This is a genomic window from Treponema primitia (assembly GCF_046533075.1).
Classification (GTDB): Bacteria; Spirochaetota; Spirochaetia; order Treponematales; family Breznakiellaceae; genus Termitinema; species Termitinema primitia_B.
The window spans coordinates 14,160-34,259 of the sequence record NZ_JAJQRB010000057.1; the positions used below are offsets into that span (position 1 = coordinate 14,160).

At 50.2% G+C, this 20,100-nt stretch carries 19 protein-coding genes; 14 read left to right on the plus strand and 5 right to left on the minus strand.

Going from position 1 to position 20,100, the window contains the following annotated elements; translation table 11 throughout:
• Positions 1–33: 33 nt before the first annotated feature.
• Positions 34–1,143, minus strand: a complete 1,110-nt coding sequence (locus tag LQZ19_RS11750; RefSeq protein WP_411047857.1) for a TRAP transporter substrate-binding protein — start codon at positions 1,141–1,143, stop codon at positions 34–36.
• 194 nt (positions 1,144–1,337) lie between these two features.
• On the opposite strand from LQZ19_RS11750, the gene LQZ19_RS11755 reads away from it, so the two are divergent.
• From LQZ19_RS11755 to LQZ19_RS11785, 7 genes are all read left to right on the plus strand, one after another.
• The gene (locus LQZ19_RS11755) at positions 1,338–2,069 is read left to right on the plus strand and encodes a FadR/GntR family transcriptional regulator (RefSeq protein WP_411047858.1); all 732 of its coding nucleotides are present in this window, start codon (positions 1,338–1,340) and stop codon (positions 2,067–2,069) included.
• A gap of 201 nt (positions 2,070–2,270) precedes the next feature.
• The gene (locus tag LQZ19_RS11760) at positions 2,271–3,095 is read left to right on the plus strand and encodes an alpha/beta fold hydrolase (protein WP_411047859.1); all 825 of its coding nucleotides are present in this window, start codon (positions 2,271–2,273) and stop codon (positions 3,093–3,095) included.
• 2 nt (positions 3,096–3,097) lie between these two features.
• Positions 3,098–3,880 (plus strand): 2-keto-4-pentenoate hydratase, encoded by a 783-nt coding sequence (locus LQZ19_RS11765; protein WP_411047860.1) that lies wholly within the window; start codon positions 3,098–3,100, stop codon positions 3,878–3,880.
• A 16-nt stretch (positions 3,881–3,896) separates the two neighbouring features.
• The gene (locus tag LQZ19_RS11770) at positions 3,897–4,766 is read left to right on the plus strand and encodes an acetaldehyde dehydrogenase (acetylating) (RefSeq protein ID WP_411047861.1); all 870 of its coding nucleotides are present in this window, start codon (positions 3,897–3,899) and stop codon (positions 4,764–4,766) included.
• Position 4,767: 1 nt separating this feature from the next.
• On the plus strand, positions 4,768–5,790 hold the full coding sequence (dmpG, locus tag LQZ19_RS11775) for a 4-hydroxy-2-oxovalerate aldolase (protein ID WP_411047862.1): 1,023 nt from the start codon (positions 4,768–4,770) through the stop codon (positions 5,788–5,790).
• An 18-nt stretch (positions 5,791–5,808) separates the two neighbouring features.
• The gene (locus tag LQZ19_RS11780) at positions 5,809–6,105 is read left to right on the plus strand and encodes a 2Fe-2S iron-sulfur cluster-binding protein (protein ID WP_411047863.1); all 297 of its coding nucleotides are present in this window, start codon (positions 5,809–5,811) and stop codon (positions 6,103–6,105) included.
• 16 nt (positions 6,106–6,121) lie between these two features.
• Entirely contained in the window at positions 6,122–7,048 is a 927-nt protein-coding gene (locus LQZ19_RS11785; protein ID WP_411047864.1) for a catechol 2,3-dioxygenase, read from the plus strand.
• Between the two features lie 70 nt (positions 7,049–7,118).
• Here LQZ19_RS11785 and LQZ19_RS11790 read toward each other — a convergent pair whose 3' ends face one another.
• Positions 7,119–8,477 carry a hexokinase family protein gene (locus LQZ19_RS11790; RefSeq protein WP_411047865.1) on the minus strand — a complete coding sequence of 453 codons (1,359 nt, stop codon included), beginning with the start codon at positions 8,475–8,477 and terminating at the stop codon, positions 7,119–7,121.
• A gap of 36 nt (positions 8,478–8,513) precedes the next feature.
• Entirely contained in the window at positions 8,514–9,347 is an 834-nt protein-coding gene (locus LQZ19_RS11795) for an MBL fold metallo-hydrolase (RefSeq protein ID WP_411047866.1), read from the minus strand.
• 403 nt (positions 9,348–9,750) lie between these two features.
• Here LQZ19_RS11795 and LQZ19_RS11800 point away from each other — a divergent pair, with 403 nt between their 5' ends.
• The 5 genes from LQZ19_RS11800 to LQZ19_RS11820 all read left to right on the plus strand — a co-directional run bounded on the left by LQZ19_RS11800 (position 9,751) and on the right by LQZ19_RS11820 (position 14,866).
• Positions 9,751–10,839, plus strand: a complete 1,089-nt coding sequence (locus LQZ19_RS11800; protein ID WP_411047867.1) for a sugar ABC transporter substrate-binding protein — start codon at positions 9,751–9,753, stop codon at positions 10,837–10,839.
• A 209-nt stretch (positions 10,840–11,048) separates the two neighbouring features.
• Positions 11,049–11,927, plus strand: a complete 879-nt coding sequence (locus LQZ19_RS11805; protein WP_411047868.1) for an ABC transporter permease — start codon at positions 11,049–11,051, stop codon at positions 11,925–11,927.
• Entirely contained in the window at positions 11,924–13,468 is a 1,545-nt protein-coding gene (locus LQZ19_RS11810; protein ID WP_411047869.1) for a sugar ABC transporter ATP-binding protein, read from the plus strand. Before LQZ19_RS11805 ends, LQZ19_RS11810 begins: the two co-directional genes overlap by 4 nt.
• A gap of 16 nt (positions 13,469–13,484) precedes the next feature.
• Positions 13,485–14,477: an ABC transporter permease gene (locus tag LQZ19_RS11815; protein ID WP_411047870.1), complete on the plus strand. Its 993-nt coding sequence runs from the start codon at positions 13,485–13,487 to the stop codon at positions 14,475–14,477.
• Entirely contained in the window at positions 14,474–14,866 is a 393-nt protein-coding gene (locus LQZ19_RS11820; protein WP_411047871.1) for a VOC family protein, read from the plus strand. Before LQZ19_RS11815 ends, LQZ19_RS11820 begins: the two co-directional genes overlap by 4 nt.
• 20 nt (positions 14,867–14,886) lie before the next feature.
• Here LQZ19_RS11820 and LQZ19_RS11825 read toward each other — a convergent pair whose 3' ends face one another.
• Positions 14,887–16,656 carry an NAD+ synthase gene (locus LQZ19_RS11825; RefSeq protein WP_411047872.1) on the minus strand — a complete coding sequence of 590 codons (1,770 nt, stop codon included), beginning with the start codon at positions 16,654–16,656 and terminating at the stop codon, positions 14,887–14,889.
• A 230-nt stretch (positions 16,657–16,886) separates the two neighbouring features.
• Here LQZ19_RS11825 and LQZ19_RS11830 point away from each other — a divergent pair, with 230 nt between their 5' ends.
• Entirely contained in the window at positions 16,887–17,477 is a 591-nt protein-coding gene (locus tag LQZ19_RS11830; RefSeq protein ID WP_411047873.1) for a HigA family addiction module antitoxin, read from the plus strand.
• A gap of 257 nt (positions 17,478–17,734) precedes the next feature.
• Here LQZ19_RS11830 and LQZ19_RS11835 read toward each other — a convergent pair whose 3' ends face one another.
• Entirely contained in the window at positions 17,735–18,550 is an 816-nt protein-coding gene (locus LQZ19_RS11835; RefSeq protein ID WP_411047874.1) for a YesL family protein, read from the minus strand.
• 111 nt (positions 18,551–18,661) lie between these two features.
• On the opposite strand from LQZ19_RS11835, the gene LQZ19_RS11840 reads away from it, so the two are divergent.
• The gene (locus tag LQZ19_RS11840; RefSeq protein ID WP_411047875.1) at positions 18,662–20,098 is read left to right on the plus strand and encodes a GGDEF domain-containing protein; all 1,437 of its coding nucleotides are present in this window, start codon (positions 18,662–18,664) and stop codon (positions 20,096–20,098) included.
• Positions 20,099–20,100: the final 2 nt, after the last annotated feature.

Sequence of the window (20,100 nt, forward strand, 5' to 3'; positions counted from 1 at the left end):
CGATTTTACAAGCGGAATTAACCACAAAAAGCATTAATACCCGAAATGTTTTTCCGCATCGGATACCGCGGTGAGGAATTTATCCACCACAGCATCGCCAACTTCGCCCCGCAGCCAGTCATAGGTGGGTGCGGCGGCTTTCTGGAACTGATCCAGCTCAGCTGCGGTGGGTACATAAACTTCCATGGAGCTGGAAATTGAGGCAAAATCAAGTACCCGGGAGGCAAGGTCTTCCGAAGCCCGGTCCGCCTGTACGCCATGGTATACCGCAATCCGGATAATATGCTGATATTCCGCCGGAAGGCTGTCGAACCATTTGGTGTTGGCCATTACAAAATTTTCACTCCACACATGGCCGTCCAGGGTGATGTATTTCTGGACTTCGTACCATTTATTGGCGGCGATATTCCACACCGGGTTTTCCTGACCGTCCACAACGCCGGTCTGGCAGGCGGTATAAACTTCGCCGGAAGCGAGGGGGGTTGCTTGGGCGCCCATGGCCTCTACCATCTTTACATAAATAGGGGACTGCATAACCCGGAATTTCAGACCCGCCATATCCGCCGGGGAATGAATGGGCCGTTTGTTGTTGGTAAAGTGCCGCATCCCATTATTTCCCACCCCAAGGATGTAGAGTCCGGTCTTTTTGGCAAAATCGGCGCTCATATCCTTCCAGAACGGGCTCTGATCAAAGATATAGGAGGCAATTTCGTCGGACTTGAACACGTAGGGCAGGAAAAATACCTGCAATTCCGGATATAGGGCTGCGGCAGTACCGGTGGTGACCACCATTTCGATACTCCCGGTGACGGTCATTTCCATAGTGGCCTTGGTATCCCCCAGTTGGTTATTAGGGAACAATTCTACCGCAATTTTACCATTGGAGTTGGATTCTACAATACTTTTGAAAACCAATCCGAAGGCGTGTTCCGGAAGGGGGGCCTTAACTACATCCGGCCAGGTTCCCGCGTCAAGATATGCAACCCTGATGGTATAATCAGGCTTTACCGTTCTGGCTACCTCACGGGTTGTAACCTGGGGTTGCTGGGATGAACTGGCGCTTTGGGATGAACCTTTGCCGGAGCAGGCTAATAATAGCGCCACGACAAAGACCGATAAAAGAACGGGAACGATTTTTTTCATAATCTCCTCCTCAAATTTGGTTAGTCATATTGAAAAACATGACTAATATAAACCTAATTTTCATCTTCTGATCAAAATTTGTATGATATGTTATTATCACATGACTATTATTAGTTGTCAACTTTTTTTTGCTTTTCATAGACAAATTTGAAAATTTATATAAGATTAATGAAAGTTATATTTATAGGACAAATATGCACACTATTGAAAAGCTAAAAACCGAATCACTTCGAACCCAGGTATATGCCAAGCTCAAGGAACAGCTTTTACGGGGAGTTTGGAAGGAGGGGGAAAAGCTCCCCGCAGAACATGCCCTTGGTACCCTGTTCGGGGTAAGCCGGGTAACCATCCGGGCAGCCCTGCAGCAGCTGGAAATTCTGGGGCTGGTGGAAACAAAACAGGGTGGAGGGACCTTTGTAAAAAAATTTTCCGCCATAGAGACCGTCGATTCCCGGCATCCCCTGATACAGATCCAAAAAAATCAGGATCTCATCAGCGTTATGGAATACCGGAAGATCATCGAAAAGGGTACAATAGGCCTGGCTCAGGAAAAAATCAGCCCCGAGGACATCACTTTTCTGGAAGAAACCTATACTACTATGAAAAACCCCCGTAATGAAGAAGAATATATTGAGGCGGATTTAGCTTTTCACTACCGGCTTGCCCAGATAACCAGAAATTCACTCATTATCAAAGTACACGAGTTAATCAACGTGATACTCTCCACGGCAATGATCGACATTGTTCATATGGTGGGGAAAAGCATCGGTCCTGCCTGGCACCGGAAAATAATTGATGCCCTGAAAAAAGGCGACAAAGCGGTAAGCGAAGCCCTGATGGAAGCACACATTGAAGAAAATATTACGGCAATAGGAAAAAAAGAAAATCCCGAAGATAACCCGGAGGCTCATTCCCTGCTTCCCTAAGAGCATAATCCTCTTTTTATGAGTCCCATAGGATACGGGGGGAAAAGTTATAATCGAATACATGATTATTTTACTAATAATTACCATATTTTAGTATTTTTATCATGTATTCTTTCTTGACAAATCACCAAAGTGCGTACAGAATTATATTTTCCCCAAAAAGGAAAGTGAGATTAAAAAATTCAAAAGGAGTAATGTACCATGGCTGAGCAAAGACCTGAAATAGCGAATAGTATCCAAACCGGTTCGTTCAAAACCAATTACCACGATCTGGGCAAGGGTTTTCCGGTAACCCTGCTCCACGGTTCCGGTCCGGGGGTAACCGCCTGGGCAAACTGGAATAAGATATTCCCCCTCATTAAGGATGATTTCCGCATTATCGCCCCGGATATGTCCGGTTTCGGTTTTACCGAACGGGTTGCCGGCAGGGTGGAGACCATGAACGGCTGGGTCGAGCAGACCATTGATTTGCTGGATGCCCTCAAAATCGAAAAAACCAACCTGGTAGGGAATTCCTTCGGCGGCGCCCTGGCCCTGTCCCTGGCGATAAAACATCCCCAGCGGGTAAACAAACTGGTTCTCATGGGCACCATGGGGGTCAGCTTCCCCATCACCTACGGACTGGACCAGGTCTGGGGTTATGAACCTTCTATAGAACATATGGAGGAATTGCTGGAAATCTTCACCTATGACCACAGTTTTGCCACCAAGGATCTTGTTAAGAGCCGGTATGAATCCAGTATCCAGCCCGGTTTCCAGGAGAGTTTCCACGCCCTGTTCCCCGAGCCCCGGCAGAAGGGGGTGGAGGCCATGGCGGGTAATGAGAATTTTATCCGGAACATCCCCCACGAGACCCTCATCGTTCACGGCCGGGAAGACCGGGTAATCCCCCTGGATAACTCCTATAAGCTGCTCAAGCTTATCGACAAGGCCCAGCTCCATGTATTCGGTCACTGCGGTCACTGGACCCAGATTGAACATACCCAGGAATTCGCGGACCTAATCCGCAGTTTCTTTAAGAGGTAGTCATGGACGCCGCGAAGATCAAGGCCTACGCCGACAAGCTTTACCAGGCTGAACGGAACCGTAAGGCTATTGCTCCCTTAACCGGGCAGGATAGCAGTCTTACTGTTGACGATGCCTATCAGATTCAATTGGAAAATGTAAAGGCCGTCCTTTCCCTGGGGCATGTTATTTCCGGAAAGAAGATAGGCCTTACCTCTCCGGGCATCCAGAAGCAGATGGGGGTTGATGAACCCGACTACGGACATCTCTACGCCGCCATGGACTGCAAGGATGGTAAGGTAAACACCGCAGCCCTGCTCCAGCCGAAGATTGAGGGGGAGATAGCCTTTATCCTGAAAGCGGATCTTGCCGGCGGCAAAGTTACCCGGGAGGATGTGATCAAGGCCACGGATTATGTGGTTGCCTCCTTTGAGATCGTGGACAGCCGTATCGCCGACTGGAAAATAAAGCTTCCCGACACCATTGCTGACAATGCCTCTTCGGGGCGCTACGTTCTTGGGGCCAACAAGGTCCGTCTCGGTGATGTGGATCTTACCAAGGTAACCATGAAGCTCTATAAGAATCAGGGCGAGTTGGTTGGTGAGGGTACCGGCGCGGCGGTCCTGGGTGATCCCTGTATTTCCGTGGCTTGGCTTGCAAACCGGCTTTGGACCTACGGCGTAACTCTTAAAGCCGGTGAGGTGATCCTCTCCGGCGCCTTCTCCGCGGCGCCCCTGGCGACCAAGGGCGATAGTTTCAGAGCGGAATTTTCCACCCTGGGGACGGTCGAAGCGCAGTTTGTATAAATGAGAGGTGTTGGAAATGGAAAAAATAAAAGTGGGAATCATTGGGCCGGGCAACATCGGCAGTGATTTGATGTATAAGGTTATGAAGAGCAAGCATCTCCAGATGTACATGATGACCGGTATCGTGGAATCCGAGGGTATCAAGCGGGCCGCAGCTCTTGGGTTTAAGACATCCATTAAAGGTGTGGACGCCGTGGCGGAGGACCCGGAGATCAAATTTGTTTTCGACGCCACCAGCGCCAAGGCCCATATCCACAATTCCGCTATCCTCAAGGCTGCCGGGAAGATCTCCATCGACATGACCCCCGCGGCGGTGGGTCCCTACGTGGTGCCCTGCGTAAACCTGGACAAGCTCACCGAGGAGGTGGACTTTAACATGGTTACCTGCGGAGGCCAGGCCACGGTGCCCATCGCCTTCGCTATTAACCGTGCGGCGGATGCGGAGTACGTGGAGATCGTCTCCTGTATTTCTTCCAAGAGCGCCGGTCCCGGGACCCGGGCGAACATCGACGAATTTACCGAGACCACCTCCAAGGCCCTTCGCGTGGTTGGCGGAGCGGATCGCAGTAAAGCTATCATCGTACTGAACCCCGCGGACCCGCCTCTGATGATGACCAACACGGTCTATGCCCTGGTGAAGAACCCGGATGCGAAAAAAATTACCGAGTCGGTGAACGATATTATCCGGGAAGTGCAGAGTTATGTCCCCGGGTATCGTCTGCGGCTGCCTCCGGTGATCGACGGCAATAAGGTGACGGTGATAGTGGAGGTTGAGGGGGCGGGGGATTTCCTTCCCGCATATTCCGGGAACCTGGATATCATCAACCAGGCCGCAGTGGCCGTTGCGGAAAAGCTGGCAGTAAAATTGCTGGGGGGGAAGGCATAGCATGGGCGCTGATAAAATAAACACTAATAAGATTAATATAGTTGATACCACCCTGCGGGACGGCAGCCATGCGGTAAGCCATTCTTTTACCGTGGAACAAGCAGTGGCCATAGCGGGGGGGCTGGATAAGGCCGGAATCGATATTATTGAGATTAGCCATGGCGACGGCATTACCGGTTCGTCGATAAACTACGGGTTTTCCAAGGTGGATGAGCTGGAGCTGATCGAGGCCGCAGGAAAGGTGATAAAAAACGCCAAGTTGGCGGTACTGCTCCTGCCGGGGATAGGTACTATCGAGGACCTGAAAAAAGCCCGGGAACGGGGGGCCAACGCGGTACGGGTAGCAACCCATGTAACCGAGGCGGATATCGCCGTCCAGCATATTGCCTGGGCAAAACAGGCGGGGATGTTCGCCGTGGGCTTCCTCATGATGACCCACATGGCGTCCCCTGAAAAAATCGTGGAGCAGGCGAAGTTCTTTGCCGACGCCGGCGCCGATTATATCAATCTGGCGGATTCTTCAGGCGCCATGGTTCCCGACGATGTCCGCGCCAGGGTTAGTGCGCTCAAGGCGGCAATTAATGTTCCTGTGGGGTTCCATTCCCATAATAACCTGTCCCTGGCGGTTGCCAATTCTTTGGCGGCGGTAGAGGAGGGCGCCCTCTACATCGATGTTACCTGCCGGGGTCTGGGAGCCGGGGCCGGGAATACCCAGGGTGAGGTTTTCTGTGCGGTATTGGAACGGCTGGGTTATAATACGGGGGTAAAAAGTTTTGACCTCATGGACCTTGCGGAGGATGTGGTTGAGCCCCTGATGTTGCGTCCCCAGGTGGTTCGTACCGATTCCCTCATGCTGGGCTATGCGGGGGTCTATTCCAGTTTCCTCCTCCATACCCGGCGTGCCGCGGAAAAATTCGGTATACCTCCCCGGGATATCCTGGTGGAGCTCGGCAAGCGCCGCATGGTGGGCGGCCAGGAAGACATGATCGTGGATGTGGCTTACCAATTATCGCAGAAAAAGTAGTCGGTAACGGAACTTCGTATGGGAAAAACGTGGCAGGTCAGCGTACCGGAAACAGGGAAGAGTTTTTCCTGCAGGGAGGACGAATCGGTTTTTGCCGCCATGATCCGCGCCCGTACCGGCCCGGTGAGTTGTGGCTGCGCCGGCGGGGGATGCGGCGCCTGCCGTGTGCGGATAAGCTCCGGGGAATGGATTGCGTTTAAGACCATGAGCGCCGCCCATGTTTCGGAGGATGATAAAAAAGAGGGAATAGTTCTTTTGTGTTGTGTTCAACCCCGCAGTGATCTTACGGTCCGGCGGGTGGAAACAAATATCTAACGCATGGAGGTTTGATATGGGATTTACTGCTACATTGCGTCCCGGACTTATTCAGCTGCGGGTGCTGGATTTGGACAAGACCCTGGATTGCTACAAGAACATCGTCGGATTGGACGAAGTCGGCCGGACCAGCGATGGCCGGGTATTGCTGAAGTGCTATGATGAATTTGATCACCACAGCGTGGTACTCCGTAAGGCGTCGGAAGCGGGGCTTGATTATGTGGCCTTTAAGGTTGCCGATGCCAAGACCCTGGAGGACATCAAAGCAAAGACCGAAAAATTCGGTTACAAGGTAACGGAACTCAAGGCAAATGATGAACAACCCGGTTTTGGTAAACGCTACGCCTTTACCATCTGTACCGGCCATCAGCTGCAGATTTACAGCGATGTGGAACTGGCCAAGAAGTTCCCGCCGATCAAGAATCCCGACATCTGGCACGAACAGCCCCGGGGTATGCGGGCTACAAGGTTGGATCACTTCCTCCTCTACGGACCCGGCATCGACGAGGCGGAACGGTTCATGAAAGAAGTCTTTGATATGTACGTTCCCGAAGTGTGTAACACCCCCGACGGGAAACGGCTCGCCGCCTGGATCACCGGTTCAAACAAGGCCCACGATCTGGCCTTTGTGGAATATCCAAAACCCGGCAAGATGCACCACTTCGCATTCTTCCTGGAGACCTGGCAGGACGTACTCAACGCCGCCGACCTGATTGCCATCAACCATCTGAAGCTGGACATCGGGCCCACACGGCACGCCATTACCCGTGGTACCACCATCTACTTCTGGGAACCATCGGGCAATCGTATTGAGACCTATTGCGGCGGCTATACCGCCTATCCGGATAACCCCCAGCGGGTATGGGACGCCGACCAACTTGGCCGCGGCCTCTTCTACTTCTCCGGGGAAATGATCCCCAGCTTCCTGGAAGTGGTTACCTGATCTCGTAGTTTAAGTAATGAAGAACCCCGCCCGGAGCTGTAGTAATACTGCTTAGGCGGGGTTTTTAGTTTTACTCCGTTAGGGCCGCCACGCCGGCGCCGAAGAGGCTGGCCTGTTCCACCGGGGATATCACGTAGGTCCGGGGTTTGCCGGCATTCAGCATGGTATGCAGGTAGGATTCCAGGGCTTCCCGCATACCCTTGTAGCGCACGTAGGTGGTTCCCTCCACGGCTATTCGTACCGGAGCGAGGGGATCGTAGCCGGCATCCATCCTTTCCATTGTGGCGGCAAGCACCCCTGCGGAAAGGAGGGCGGCCCGCTCGGTTATTATGGAGCTCAGGTAGACAAAGGAGCTCAGGGCGTCCCGTTCATCCTTGCCGAAGAGCTGCCCCACCGGACCCTCCAAGGTTAGGGGGGCCCGCAAAAAAGAATTCAGGTCCATGGTTTGCAGGGTAGGCCAGGCAAGGAATTCGCCGGACTTTTTAAATTTCAAAACACCATCCTTAATGGCCTGTTTGAGAATATGAAAACTGAGGGGCCCCAGATAGGCGCCGGCGGAGGCTTTTTCCTGCAGATAGGTACCGGGGTTTTTTGTGGTGGCATCGTATTCTTTGTCCAGGTATCCCAGGTAGCGGGGGGCGAAGGCGCCTGTCTCGCAAACCACAAGCTGGGGGGAGGATTCGGAATGGAAACCGATCTTTGGGATGCTCGTTTCCGGGTAGGCGGTATTAAATCCGGTTCCCAGAATAAAGCCGATCACCGGGCCGCCCTCTATGCCGTACGTATCCACCCCGTCTCCTTTGCCAAGATCCGGAGGAATCTCCCCCATGCCGCAGAGCAGGGTAGCCACAGTATCATTGAGGAGCACGATCTTTTCCGGGGCTTTTAGTTTCTTCCTTGCCAACGCATCCCGAAGCCCCTGGCCTATGGACTTGCCAATTACCTCCGGGGCCTCCACTTCCTTGCTGAAGGCCATGAGTATCCCGTCCGCCTCCTTGGTTATCTCCATGGGGTAGGAAAAACAAAACCCGATACCCCGGATATCACCGCCCTCCGTAAGAAGGGGTTCGGTGACATCGGCGATTGCGTCGAAAAACTGTTCCGCACTTAGGCGGCCCTTAGTACCGGGCATGGGGACCTTTCGAGTTCCCTCCGCCAGGGCCTTACCTTCTTCGTTAAACCGTATACGGGCTGCCCTAAGGTTTGTTCCCCCGGCGTCCAGGGCGATCACGGTTCTTCCCGCAGGTATCCGGTTTCCGGGGTTGATATAGGTGGGAATCATGGGAAGGCTGGAACTCTGGCCCCGCAGGCCCCGTTCAATATCTAAACGGATATCCCGAACCAATTGGACGGGATCAACAGTATCATAATGGAACCCGTGGTAACGGGCAAAATCGGCTAATTCTTCAGGATTAAAAGCTGAACCCATACAAAGTACCTCCATTTTAATTATGCCCAGGAAAACCTATCTTCGCAAGGTTCTTCGGATTTTTTTTAGCGCCAGTTCCATACCGTCGTAGGCCGGTCCCATAACCGTTTCTTCCAGCTTGTGTATTTCCCGATAGCGCCGACAGTAATCCTCAATTTCCCGGTGGGAATGGCTGTGGCAGATATGGGTAAGGTACACCCTTGGCGCCCGAATTTCCGCTCCCGCATTCAGTGCCTGCTCAAAACTGAAATGAGTTTCGTGGATTCGTTCCCGCAGCCCGTCAATGATAAGAAGCGCCGCGCCCCGTATCAGATCCAGGGATTCCTGGGGGATGGCGCTGGTATCAGTCAGGTACACCGCAAATGGACCTTTGTCCCCGTTTTCCTGTATCATCCAGCCCAGGATGTCCAGCGCTCCATGCTTAACCGGTATGGGGGTCAGGATAAGGCTGCCGATTTGCACAGGCTTTTCCACAGGGTTTAGGCTGATACGGGGTTTCCCGCCTCCCCGTTGGGTGGTTTTAAAGACATAGCTGAACCGTTCCTCAATTTCCGCCATGGTGTTGGCGTTCCCATAGATGGGTATTTTTTGTTCATAGCTTAAGGACCGGACATCGTCCAGTCCGTGGAGATGATCCGCATGGGCATGGGTCAGAAACACCGCATCCAGGGCGCTGATCCCCGCCCTCAGCGCCTGGAGCCGGAATTCCGGCCCCGTGTCGATGATCACCTTCTCGCCCTTGTCCCCCTGGATGAACAGGGAAGCCCGCATACGGTTGTCCCGGGGATCAGGGGAACAGCAAACCGGGCATGAGCAGCCGATTACGGGTATGCCGTGGGAGGTACCGGAACCAAGGACGGTAAGTTTCATACAACCCTCCGGGTTGTTTGCCGATGGGAATGGATTTAGGCGTCTCCATACGGAGATGCGGCGTCACGGGCTCAGTATGGAGCAAACTACGGAGAGTTGCCAGCCGGTACCCTATCAGATACATATAAAAAATGATAATAAATTTCATAAAATTATACTGCATAAAATTAATTATGAAAATAATTGACAGTTAATATGATCAGGTGATAAACTGAATAAAAAGTGATTTTGGGACTAAATTATGCCTTCTGTTGGTATTCTGAGTGCAATCCTGTTTTACAATACTATTGAGGTACTCTCTAAAGAGCGGTTCTGATGGTATATTTGATGTGCAAATCTGTCCCGAATGATTTTCAGGTCAGTATATAACAGCCGTGTGGGCTTTAAACGCAAAGGAAGGAATATGAAGGGAAGAAAGGCATTGTGTATGATGGCGCTGGCATTGGCATTCCTCATGACGGGAACCTTAGCTAACGCAAAAGGAAAAAGCGATTCGTCCGATGAGAAGGTGTACATTGGCTTCAGCATGGTTTCGATGGAAAACGAGGCATGGGCTACCATGGCCGCTGGGGCCAAGGCTTTTGTTGCCAGTCTGCCTGCGGGATCAGCAGAACTGGTAATCATGACCGGCAGGGAGGCGCCGGTTCAATGGGACAATATCCAAAATTTTGTTGCCAAATATGGTTCAAACGGGATACTGTGGGTTGACCCGATTACTATCGGTATTACCCCGAATATTGCGGCACTCTGTGAGCAGGAAGGTGTTTATTATGTTAACCTGTTCAACAAGGAAGCAAGCATAGTCCCCACGGATTATTCTAAATGGGTGGTATTTATGACCCAGGACGACGAAGCAAACGGATACCTGGCTGCGAAAACACTCTTTGATTCCATAGCTGGAAAGGGTAATGTGCTGGAGTTGTACGGGGTTCAGGGTAATGACGCTTCCTTTAAACGGAACCTGGGGCTGAAAAGGGCCTTAAGTGAATATCCGAATATTACGTTGCTGGATACCCAGATTGGCGATTTTTCAGGCCCTGCGGCGCAGACGGTTACGGAAAACTGGCTTACCAAGTATCAGGCGGCAGGCACGACCATTGACGCCATATTCTCCGCCGGCGATACGATGGCCCTCGGCGCTATTGAAGCGTTAAAGCAGAAGGGACTTGCGGGAAAGGTTAAGGTATGCGGTATTGATGGTATTTCTGCTGCTCTTGATGCGGTAAAAGAGGGCACCCTGGTTAGTACCGTTTATTATGATGGGTATCTTACCGGCGGCTATGGCGTATCCTATGCCTATGCGGCAAAGACCGGCAGGATAGATCCTAAAGCCATGGATCAGAAACGGCGCATGTTTTATACCAAAACCATTCTGGTAACCAAGGATAATGTGGATAGCATAATAACAAACTACATTAAAAGTGTACCGAAATATGATTATACTAACCTGGATGCTGCTGTAGACAGTATAATAACTAATCCGAAACTTTAGTAACAGATTAGTAAAGAATCCTGCGGAGGGCAGTATTGCCCTCCGCATTCGATAAAAGGCAGGATGCGATGCAGAATACGGCAGTACACGCGGATGGACGTAATACCGTAGCGGTACAGTTTGTACAGAAGATAAAAAATGATGCAAGAAGGGCCGTTGTTCGCAAATTCGCGCCCGTCATAGTACTTGTTGTAATGACTGTGTTTTCAATGATATTTGTACAAGGCTTTATGACATGGGATAATCTTTTAAATCTGATGTTTCAAATGTCTTTGCCTCTCATATTAGCAACGGGTCTTACCTTTGTATTGCTGATTGGCGGAATCGATTTATCCCTGGAAGGGGTCATGGGATTCTCCGGCGCAGTATTTGTACTTATGGTCCCGAATTCACTGAACGGTAACAGTTTTGGGATTTTTTCTATAATAATCATCCTCCTGTTTGGAATTTTTGTGGGCTTTATCAATGGGCTTATCCATGTAAAACTGCATATCCCCTCATTTATGGTTACGTTTGCCATTGGCGTAATTGTACGCGGATTCGGTATCCTGAGCTATAATTCAATACCCCCCAGCATCAGAAGTGAAGGGATCATTGCTTTTTCCAGAGGGTCCATATTGGGCATCCCCAATATTACGGTTGTTGCTTTTGCGGTCTTTTTTATTGGATGCATTATTTTGAATTATACTGCCTTCGGGCGGGCGGTATATGCAATTGGGGATAACGAAGTCAGTGCCCGTACTGCGGGAATCAAAATCGAGCGGGTCAAAATCATGATATTCATGCTCTGCTCCGCCATGGTCAGTGTTGCGGGTATTATGGGGGCCGTTCGGCTGAAGCTTGGTCTTGTGGGCATTGGTGATAATATGTTGTTCCCGACCATAGCGGCGGTAACCGTTGGCGGGATAACTCCGGGAATCGGCGGTATGCTCCAAACCCTTGTTGGCGTACTGATCTATACTGAATTGATTAATTACCTGACCCTTATGGGGGTTGATGCTTCTTACAAACAGGCCATACAGGGTATCATCATTTTGATAGCCGTTGCGCTTTCCGCTACCCGAAACCGGAGAGTAATAGTTAAATGAACACGAACATAGATGATCCTATTCTGTTTAAGATGCGTGGTATAGGCAAGACCTATGGATCAACAGACGTCCTTGAAAACATAGATATGGATATTTATCGGGGAGAAGTAATCGGCCTGATTGGGGAGAACGGCGCAGGGAAATCCACCCTCCTTAAAATTATTGCAGGGGTTGAACAGGCTTCAACCGGTACAATAGAAATGAATGGATCGCCCTATGGTGCGAAAAATGTTCTTGATGCCAACCGGCAAGGGGTCGGCATGGTGTTTCAGGAACAATCTCTCATTCTGAACCTGACGGTGGCGCAGAATATTTATCTTGGCAGGGAAAAACCCTACTCCATGGGAAAGCTAATCAATTGGGGAAAAATGAACGCCGATGCAAGGGCAGTTCTGGCTCGTATCGGTATTGATAAACACATACAACCCAATAAAAAGGTGTATGATCTGAATTTTGTTTCCCGGCAGATGGTGGAAATAGCAAAAGTAGTGGATATTATAATACTTTCAAGCGAGGCGGGGGCGCTTCTTTTGCTGGATGAACCAACCACGGTACTTTCCGCCGATGAAATCGAAGTGCTTTTCAAAGAGATACGTCATATCACAGAAAAAGGTGTATCGGTTATTTTTGTGTCCCATCGTCTGGATGAAATATTGGAAATATCCGACCGCATCTATATATTTAAGGACGGTAAAAAAGTCGGATCGGTGAATACCAAAGATGCGGATACCGACATGCTTTACGAACGAATGGTAGGCCGGGTTACTTCAGGTACCTATTATCTTATCAACGAGCAGACCGTTCCTTCGGATGAGATTGTCCTGTCGGTCAAGGATCTGGGCAAATTTGGTTATTTTAAGGATGTTACGTTTGATCTTAAAAAGGGTGAAGTGCTTGGTCTTTGCGGTGTTGAAGGTTCCGGCAAGGAAGAGCTCTGTGCTGTATTGTGCGGCGATGAGCCTTACACGGCGGGTACCATAGCGGTAAAGGGAAAAAAAATAAAATCGTTGAAATCCCCCGCTGCGGCCCTCAGGAAAAGCATCCTTTCTATTCCACGGGATCGCCGCATGGAAGGAATACTTGGCATGATGCCGATAAGTGACAATATCATTATTTCAAGCTTTTCAAAAATAGCAACCCATGGTGTTTTTTCGGGGAAAAGGGTCAGCAGGATCGCCTCGTACTGGGTGGATAAGATGGGGGTAAAATGCCGGGGAATAACGGAAAGAATTGACCGCCTGTCCGGTGGAAACGCCCAGAAGGTAGTTTTCTCGCGGGTCATCGGCAGTGGTAGTGAGGTGCTGATCCTCAATCACCCAACTCGGGGTGTTGATATTGGTGCGAAGGAAGATCTTTATAAAGCGGTCCGGGAGATAACAAAAGAGGGAAAATCGGTCATTCTTCTGGGCGATACTCTGGATGAATGTATTGGCCTTTCAAGCAGGATCTTTGTTATGAAAGACGGGATTATGCAAAAAGAATTTCCAGCTTCTGCTGAGGCAAAGCCGGATCAGGTTGATATTGTAAAATACATGATGTAAGAAGGGCGGGAAAAACATGAACACACCGATAAGTGTTTTTATAAAAGAAAATAAATATGCCAATGCGGCGTCGAAAATTTTCGCAAAATATTCTGTTGTGCTTGGTATGCTGGTAATCGTGCTGGTATTTAGCCTTTATAGCGAAAATTTTATGACCGTCCGGAATCTAATCAATATTCTTTCTTCGGCTACGCCGATATTTTTTATGGCAATGGGGCTCTTTTTTGTTATCCTGACTGGCAGCATAGATCTTTCAACCGGTTCGATATGTACGTGTACCTGCGTTTTTGTCGGTCTCTATATCGGCCAAATGGGAAATGCCGTATTTTTTGCGGTCATTTTGATTGGCATTTTGGCCGGCCTGTTGAATGGGGTCCTGGTTTCTTCGCTTAAAATGCCGTCCTTTATCGTTACCCTCTGTACCACAAGTATTTGGAAGTGCGCCGCCCTGATACTTTCCGGCGGCAGCAGCCGAAGTATTCCCCTTGAATTTTGGCCAATTTTCAACTGGTCACGAATTAATTGGTTCATATTTCCGCTCCCCTATGTATTTGCTCTGGCGGTCTGGGTTATTTTTATTTTTATTGAACGCTTTACCAGTATGGGCAAGAGCATTTACGCGGTCGGGGTGAATGTCGGCGCCGCGCGTATGGCAGGGATACAGATAGGCAAAGCCCAGATTACCGCCTATCTGCTTTCAGGTGTGGGCAGCGCTATTTCGGGCGCTTTTTACGCTCTGCGCCTGCGTGCAAGCGCTCCAACCGTAGGAGATAGCCTGACCTTGATAGCTATTGCGGTTATTGTGTTGAGCGGCTCCTCTCTTGCGGGAGGCAAAGGGACCGTGGCAAATGTTCTTCCAAGCGTCATAACGGTGGTCATTCTCCAATCCACGCTCAAAGTCATCGGGTTAGATGCGTATTGGCAGGACATAGTCTTTGGGATAGTTCTGATCGCCGCTATTTACATCAATTCGGATCGTTCCGCATTAAAGGATATGATTATAAAATGAAAGTATTAGCAATAGACCATGTTACTATCAATTGTAAAGATCCTGAGCGGACTTTTCGTTTTTACGAAGAAGTTCTTGGGCTTCCAAAGAACGGGACGCCCATAGACATGGGGGATCACGAACTTTTCTATTATAGTTTGCCCCATTCAAGGCTGGAGATAATACGGTACAAAACGGATCAGCCGGTGTTGGATACGGTTAAGACCAGTTTGGGTATCTGGAGACACCTGGCGCTTGAGGTTGATGATATAGACGCGGTTTATAAGGCGGGACAGCAATTTGGCGCCAAAATTACCGTTTTACCGTCCTATGTTGAAAAGCTCGGAAAAAAAACCATGCTGATTATAGATCCGAACGGCGTAGAAATTGAAATAACACAATCCAGGTGATGGACCCTTAGTTCCTTTCCCTATATTTCATATATGACCCGCGCTATGGGCATTCTGCGGCCCATCCCAAAGGCCCGGGGGCTTACCTTGAGTACCGGCGGCGCCTGGCGGCGTTTGAACTCCGACCGGGCCACGGTACGGATAATGCGGCCCACCAGCTCCGCTTCCCAACCCCGCTTGACGATTTCGTCCTTGGATAGGTTATCGAAAAGGTAGAGTTTGAGTATCCCGTCTAATACTTCGTATGGGGGGAGGCTGTCCTGGTCTTTTTGGTCGGGCCGCAGTTCCGCTGAGGGGGGTTTAGTGATGATCGCTTCGGGGATGATCGCCTTGGCGCCGGCTGCGATGGACCGCTCGTTGATCCGCTTGCAGAGGGCGAAGACTTCGGTTTTGAAGAGGTCGCCGATGACCGCCAGGGCGCCGTTCATGTCGCCGTAGAGGGTACAGTAACCCATGGCGAGTTCGCTCTTGTTTCCCGTGGTGAGGAGCATGGAGTCAAACTTATTGGAATAGGCCATAAGCAGGGAACCCCGTATACGGGCCTGGAGATTTTCTTCGGCAATGTCGAAAGGACGGTTTTCAAAGACCCCCTCCAGGGTGGAAAGGAAACCGGTGAATACCGGCTCTATGGGAAGTACCTCGTAGCGGCAGCCCAGGTTTTCCGCTAAGTCCCGGGCGTCATCCTTGGAGCCCTGGGAGGAAAAACGGGAGGGCATACTGAAACAGACAATGTTGTCCCGGCCTATGGCCTTGAAAGCCAGGTAGGCTACCAGGGCGGAATCGATGCCCCCGGACAGACCCAGGTGGGCCCGCTTAAAGCCGCACTTGGCCATATAATCCCGTATCCCCATCACCAAACCTTCTTCCAGCATATCCAGTTCATACCGGGTAAGTCCCACGTTAAAGGGGCCTTCCGTGTCGTTCTGGGTTGATAGTTGGACAGGAGAATGCGAAGCATTCTCCAAGGGATTCTGGGGCCTCCTTACGGAGGTCCCAGAATCCCAGGTCACTAAATCTTCCGCAAAGGCTTTTGCGTTGAGCTGTACGGGGTAGTTTTTAACCGAGGCGGATTTGGCGGCCTCCACAGTGGGAGCTACCACGAAGGAACGGCCGTCGAAGAGGATAGAATCGTTAGCTCCTACAGCATTGATGTAGATCAGAGGGATATTACCCCGGATTGCGATACGCTCCGCCAGATCCCGGCGCACCTTGAGCTTGCCCACTATGTAGGGGGATGCGGAGGGTACGCAGAGTAGACTGATCCCCCGATCCAGGAGTTCACGCACGGGGTCACGGATATAGTTAGTACCGGGGATAGCCGTTTCCCGCCACACATCTTCGCAGATAGCAAAACCTATACGCTCACCCTTGTACTCAAAGGCGGACCATTCCCGGCTGGGTTCAAAGTTTCGGGCTTCATCAAATACATCATAGGTGGGGAGCAGTGTTTTTAGCTGTTTAAAGGCCAGCTTCCCCTCAAACAGGATGCCGTATTCGTTGACCAGAGACTTGCCCCGGGAATAGGGGTTCCGGTTCACAAAACCAAGGCCCACCGCAATGTCCGGGGGTAGTTCCCGCTGGAGCATGTGCATGGTGCGGATGTTCATCTCCACAAAGCTATCTTGATCCAGCAGGTCCATGGGGGGATACCCGCAAACCGCCAGTTCCGGAAACAGGACCAGATCGGCGTGCTCCTCTTCCCGGGCTTTTTTGGTAAAGGCCACTATCTTTTCCCGGTTGCCGAAAAAATCGCCGATGGTTGAATTAATCTGGGCTATCGAAATACGCATTTGAGGATTTTATCATTTTTGTACAGAAGGGTGAAGTGGTCTTTGAAGAACTTTGAATTCCTAAGAATATTTACCGCGCCTATATGGCGAAAAACCGTTTCAGCATTACTAAATGATAGAAAGACTCTCTAATCGCTTCTTTTTTTACAATTAGAAAGTATAAATACTTGACTAAATAATTTTACTCCGATATAATATATACTAACAAACAATTTTTAAGGAGTATCCAAATGGCAAAAGCCGTCCAAACACCAGGGGAAGTAGTAAAGACCCTGGCCGCCGCGTACAATCTTTCTATTACCCAGTTAGCAGAAGGAATCAAGATTAGCCCTTCCGCCGCCCGTTTGTTAATCAACAACAAGCTGCGGATCAGCGTCCCCTTCGCACAGCGTCTTTCCAAGTTTTTCGGGAAAACCCCCGAATATTGGATTGATTTACAGACCGCCTACGAGCTGAAGGAATTAGCCGCAGACAAGAAGAACGCTGCCGTTCTTAAGTCTGTTTCCAAAGCCGTAAAGGTAGCCCCGAAAGCTCCGGCTAAGAAAGCCGCTGCGAAGAAAGCCCCGGCTAAAAAGGCCGCGAAAAAGGCTGTTGCCAAGAAAGCTCCGGCTAAAAAGGCCGTGAAGAAGGTTGCTGCCAAGAAAGCCCCGGCCAAAAAGGCTGCGGTAAAGAAGGTTGCTGCGAAGAAAGCCCCGGCCAAAAAGCCTGCGGTGAAGAAAGTTGCTGCCAAGAAAGCTGCGCCGAAACCCGCTGCCAAGCCGGCAGCCCCGGCTCCGGCCCCGGTAGTATCCTGGACCCCATCGTCGGACAATAATAAGTAAAAGTTGTTCATCTAACGCCGCTTTATGCGGCGTTTTTTTTTGGCTTATAGTATTATATAAGTCTTGCGTAACACCGGCCCCCTATGGACCCCCCTAAGCGGCTCGGGAACGCACTGTCAAAAAAGTTATAGGGGGTGACAGTGGGGAAAATATCGGGGGGACCCTTTGGGGGGTCCTGATATTTTCCCCAGCTGGCAGGACCCCATACTTCGTTTTAGTGCGTTCCCGGTAACCATACCAGGGGTCCATAGGGGGTCCTAATCCTTCCAGGGAAATATCAAGCTCTTCAGGGTTCGGTTCCCGGTTTTTTCACGTTCGTCCACGAGCAGAACATCCCAGGGAATTTTCCGACGGTCCGCACCGGGATTGGCTTCAAGCCAGTCGTATTTGAGGAGCCGGATCCGTAGCGCTTCATCGAGAAAGAGGAGGATCCCCCCCGGACCCGGGAGGAGCAGGAATAGGGGCAGGGATAGCGCCAGGATCACCAGGGAGATGATACCGGACATGATGCAGAAAAAAGAATTATCAAAGAGGATGAGGAAACATTTTTTGATAATTTTGGCGAATTTGGTATCCAGCCGGGAACGGATGGGGAAGTAGAATTGCAGCGCCAGGATTCCTATCAGCAGGGTCCAGAAGAGGAAGCTGCCCAGAAGCAGCCCCGTAAAGGAACCCAGATTGAAATAAAAGGGGATACCCAAGGTTACTAAATGAAATCCCAGGAAGAAAATGATGCCTAATAGGAGACCTGCGGGCCAGGCAGCCTTTAGGCTTTTGAAGAAGTCGGCGAGTCCAAAGGATCTATAATCCGATACAGCTTTGAGGGTTAAGGCCGCAGCGGCAAGATAGACAAAACACCAAAGCATGGAGAGTCCCAGGAATACTAGTGCGAGCAATGGAACGGATTCAAGCAGGGGGAGAATAAGGATCAGCGCAGTTAAAAAGGCAAGAAATACCAGATTTACAAGGACTACCTTGAAGATATTATCCCATAGATCATAGAAGGATTTTTTTATGAGGAACCCGAACATGGGGTTACTATAGGCCGGAATGTTTTTCGTGTCCACCGTCACCCGTTATTCCGAAGGCTTTTGAAAAAAAACCCTAAGGAAAGGAATAAAATGTTTAGTTTTTTTCTTTAAAATGTGGTACAATGTTCTATAATTGGCACTAAATTTTGTAATATGGAGAAGTCGGTGGAGTTTGATTTACAGGTTGGCAAACAGGAACAGGCGCAGGAACAAGAAAAGGATCTGTTTGTTCGTATATTCAGACAATTAAGCGCTTACAAGGATCCCTATCAGTCTATATCGGGAATTTTAAAGGATACCTGCGATTTTTTCGGTTTTTTCAGCGCATTTGTCTATGAGGTGGATCCCTCCAAGGTGTTTCATCTCTATGAGCACTACCGCGCTCCCGAGGCGGGGTTGCCGGAAACCATGGTCCTCTCGGAACATTTAAGTGAACACGATATAGGGGAATTGACCCGGAAGCTCGGGGAAATTGTCTATCTACGATCCAAAAAAACCAAACTTGGAGCAAAATTTCTTGAGCTGTTTTCCGCTAAGTCTCTGGTTATGATTCCCGTTATCATTGAACAGAATGAACTTACCGCTCTTATCGGTCTGCTGGATAGGCGGCATCCTGTACGGCTGACCAAACGGGGAATCGTTGATGCCGACGCAGTACTTTCGGTGCTTGCGGGGCATATCAAGATGCGGGTCTACCAGAAACGGCTGGAATACGCCTATTCGTCCCTGCGGAACATGATTGATAAGGCCGGGGTTGATATGTATGTCAACGATTTCTATACCCACGAACTCCTCTTTATCAACGAATCCCTGGCCGCTCCCCGGGGCGGGGTGGAAAAGCTGCTGGGGACGCCTTGCTGGGAGGTTCTCTACCCCACAAAAAAGGGTGAATGCGATTTTTGTCCCAAGAATAAGTTAGTAGATGATATGGGGAACCCTACCCAGGCCTATACCTGGGACTTGCAGCGCCCTTCCGACGGTTCATGGTTCAGGATGGTGAACGCTGCCATCAAATGGGTGGACGGCAGGCTTGCCCATGTGGTGAGTAGTATCAATATTACGGAGAATAAGTATAACGAGATGCTGGTACGCCGTTTGGCGGAATGTGATGCCCTGACTTCCCTGCCGAACCGGGGAAAGCTGGTGGAGGATTTGAACAAGTGCCTGGCTAATCCGGACAACGAGGCGGAACGGGGTTATTTGATATTCATCGATCTGGATGATTTCAAAAAGGCAAACGATTCCTTCGGTCATCTGGTGGGGGATGCCCTGCTGCGGCAAATAGGTCATTTCCTGCTGGATAAAAGTACAATCCTGGGAATAATTCCCTACCGTTATGGCGGGGATGAATTTGTTATTGTGGCTGCGAATAAGTCGGCGGAGGATCTTGATCGTATCCGGGAGTTGTTGTTGAAGCGTTTTGCCAGGGAATGGCGGATCGATGGCAATTCGGTTTATTGCGGGATCAGTGCAGGAGCGGTTCCTCTGGGGGACAAAACGGCGGACGAGATTATTCACGCTGCGGACATGGCCATGTACGAAGTTAAAAAGAGCGGGAAACACGGGTTCCGCCTGGGTTCCCTGGATTAAAT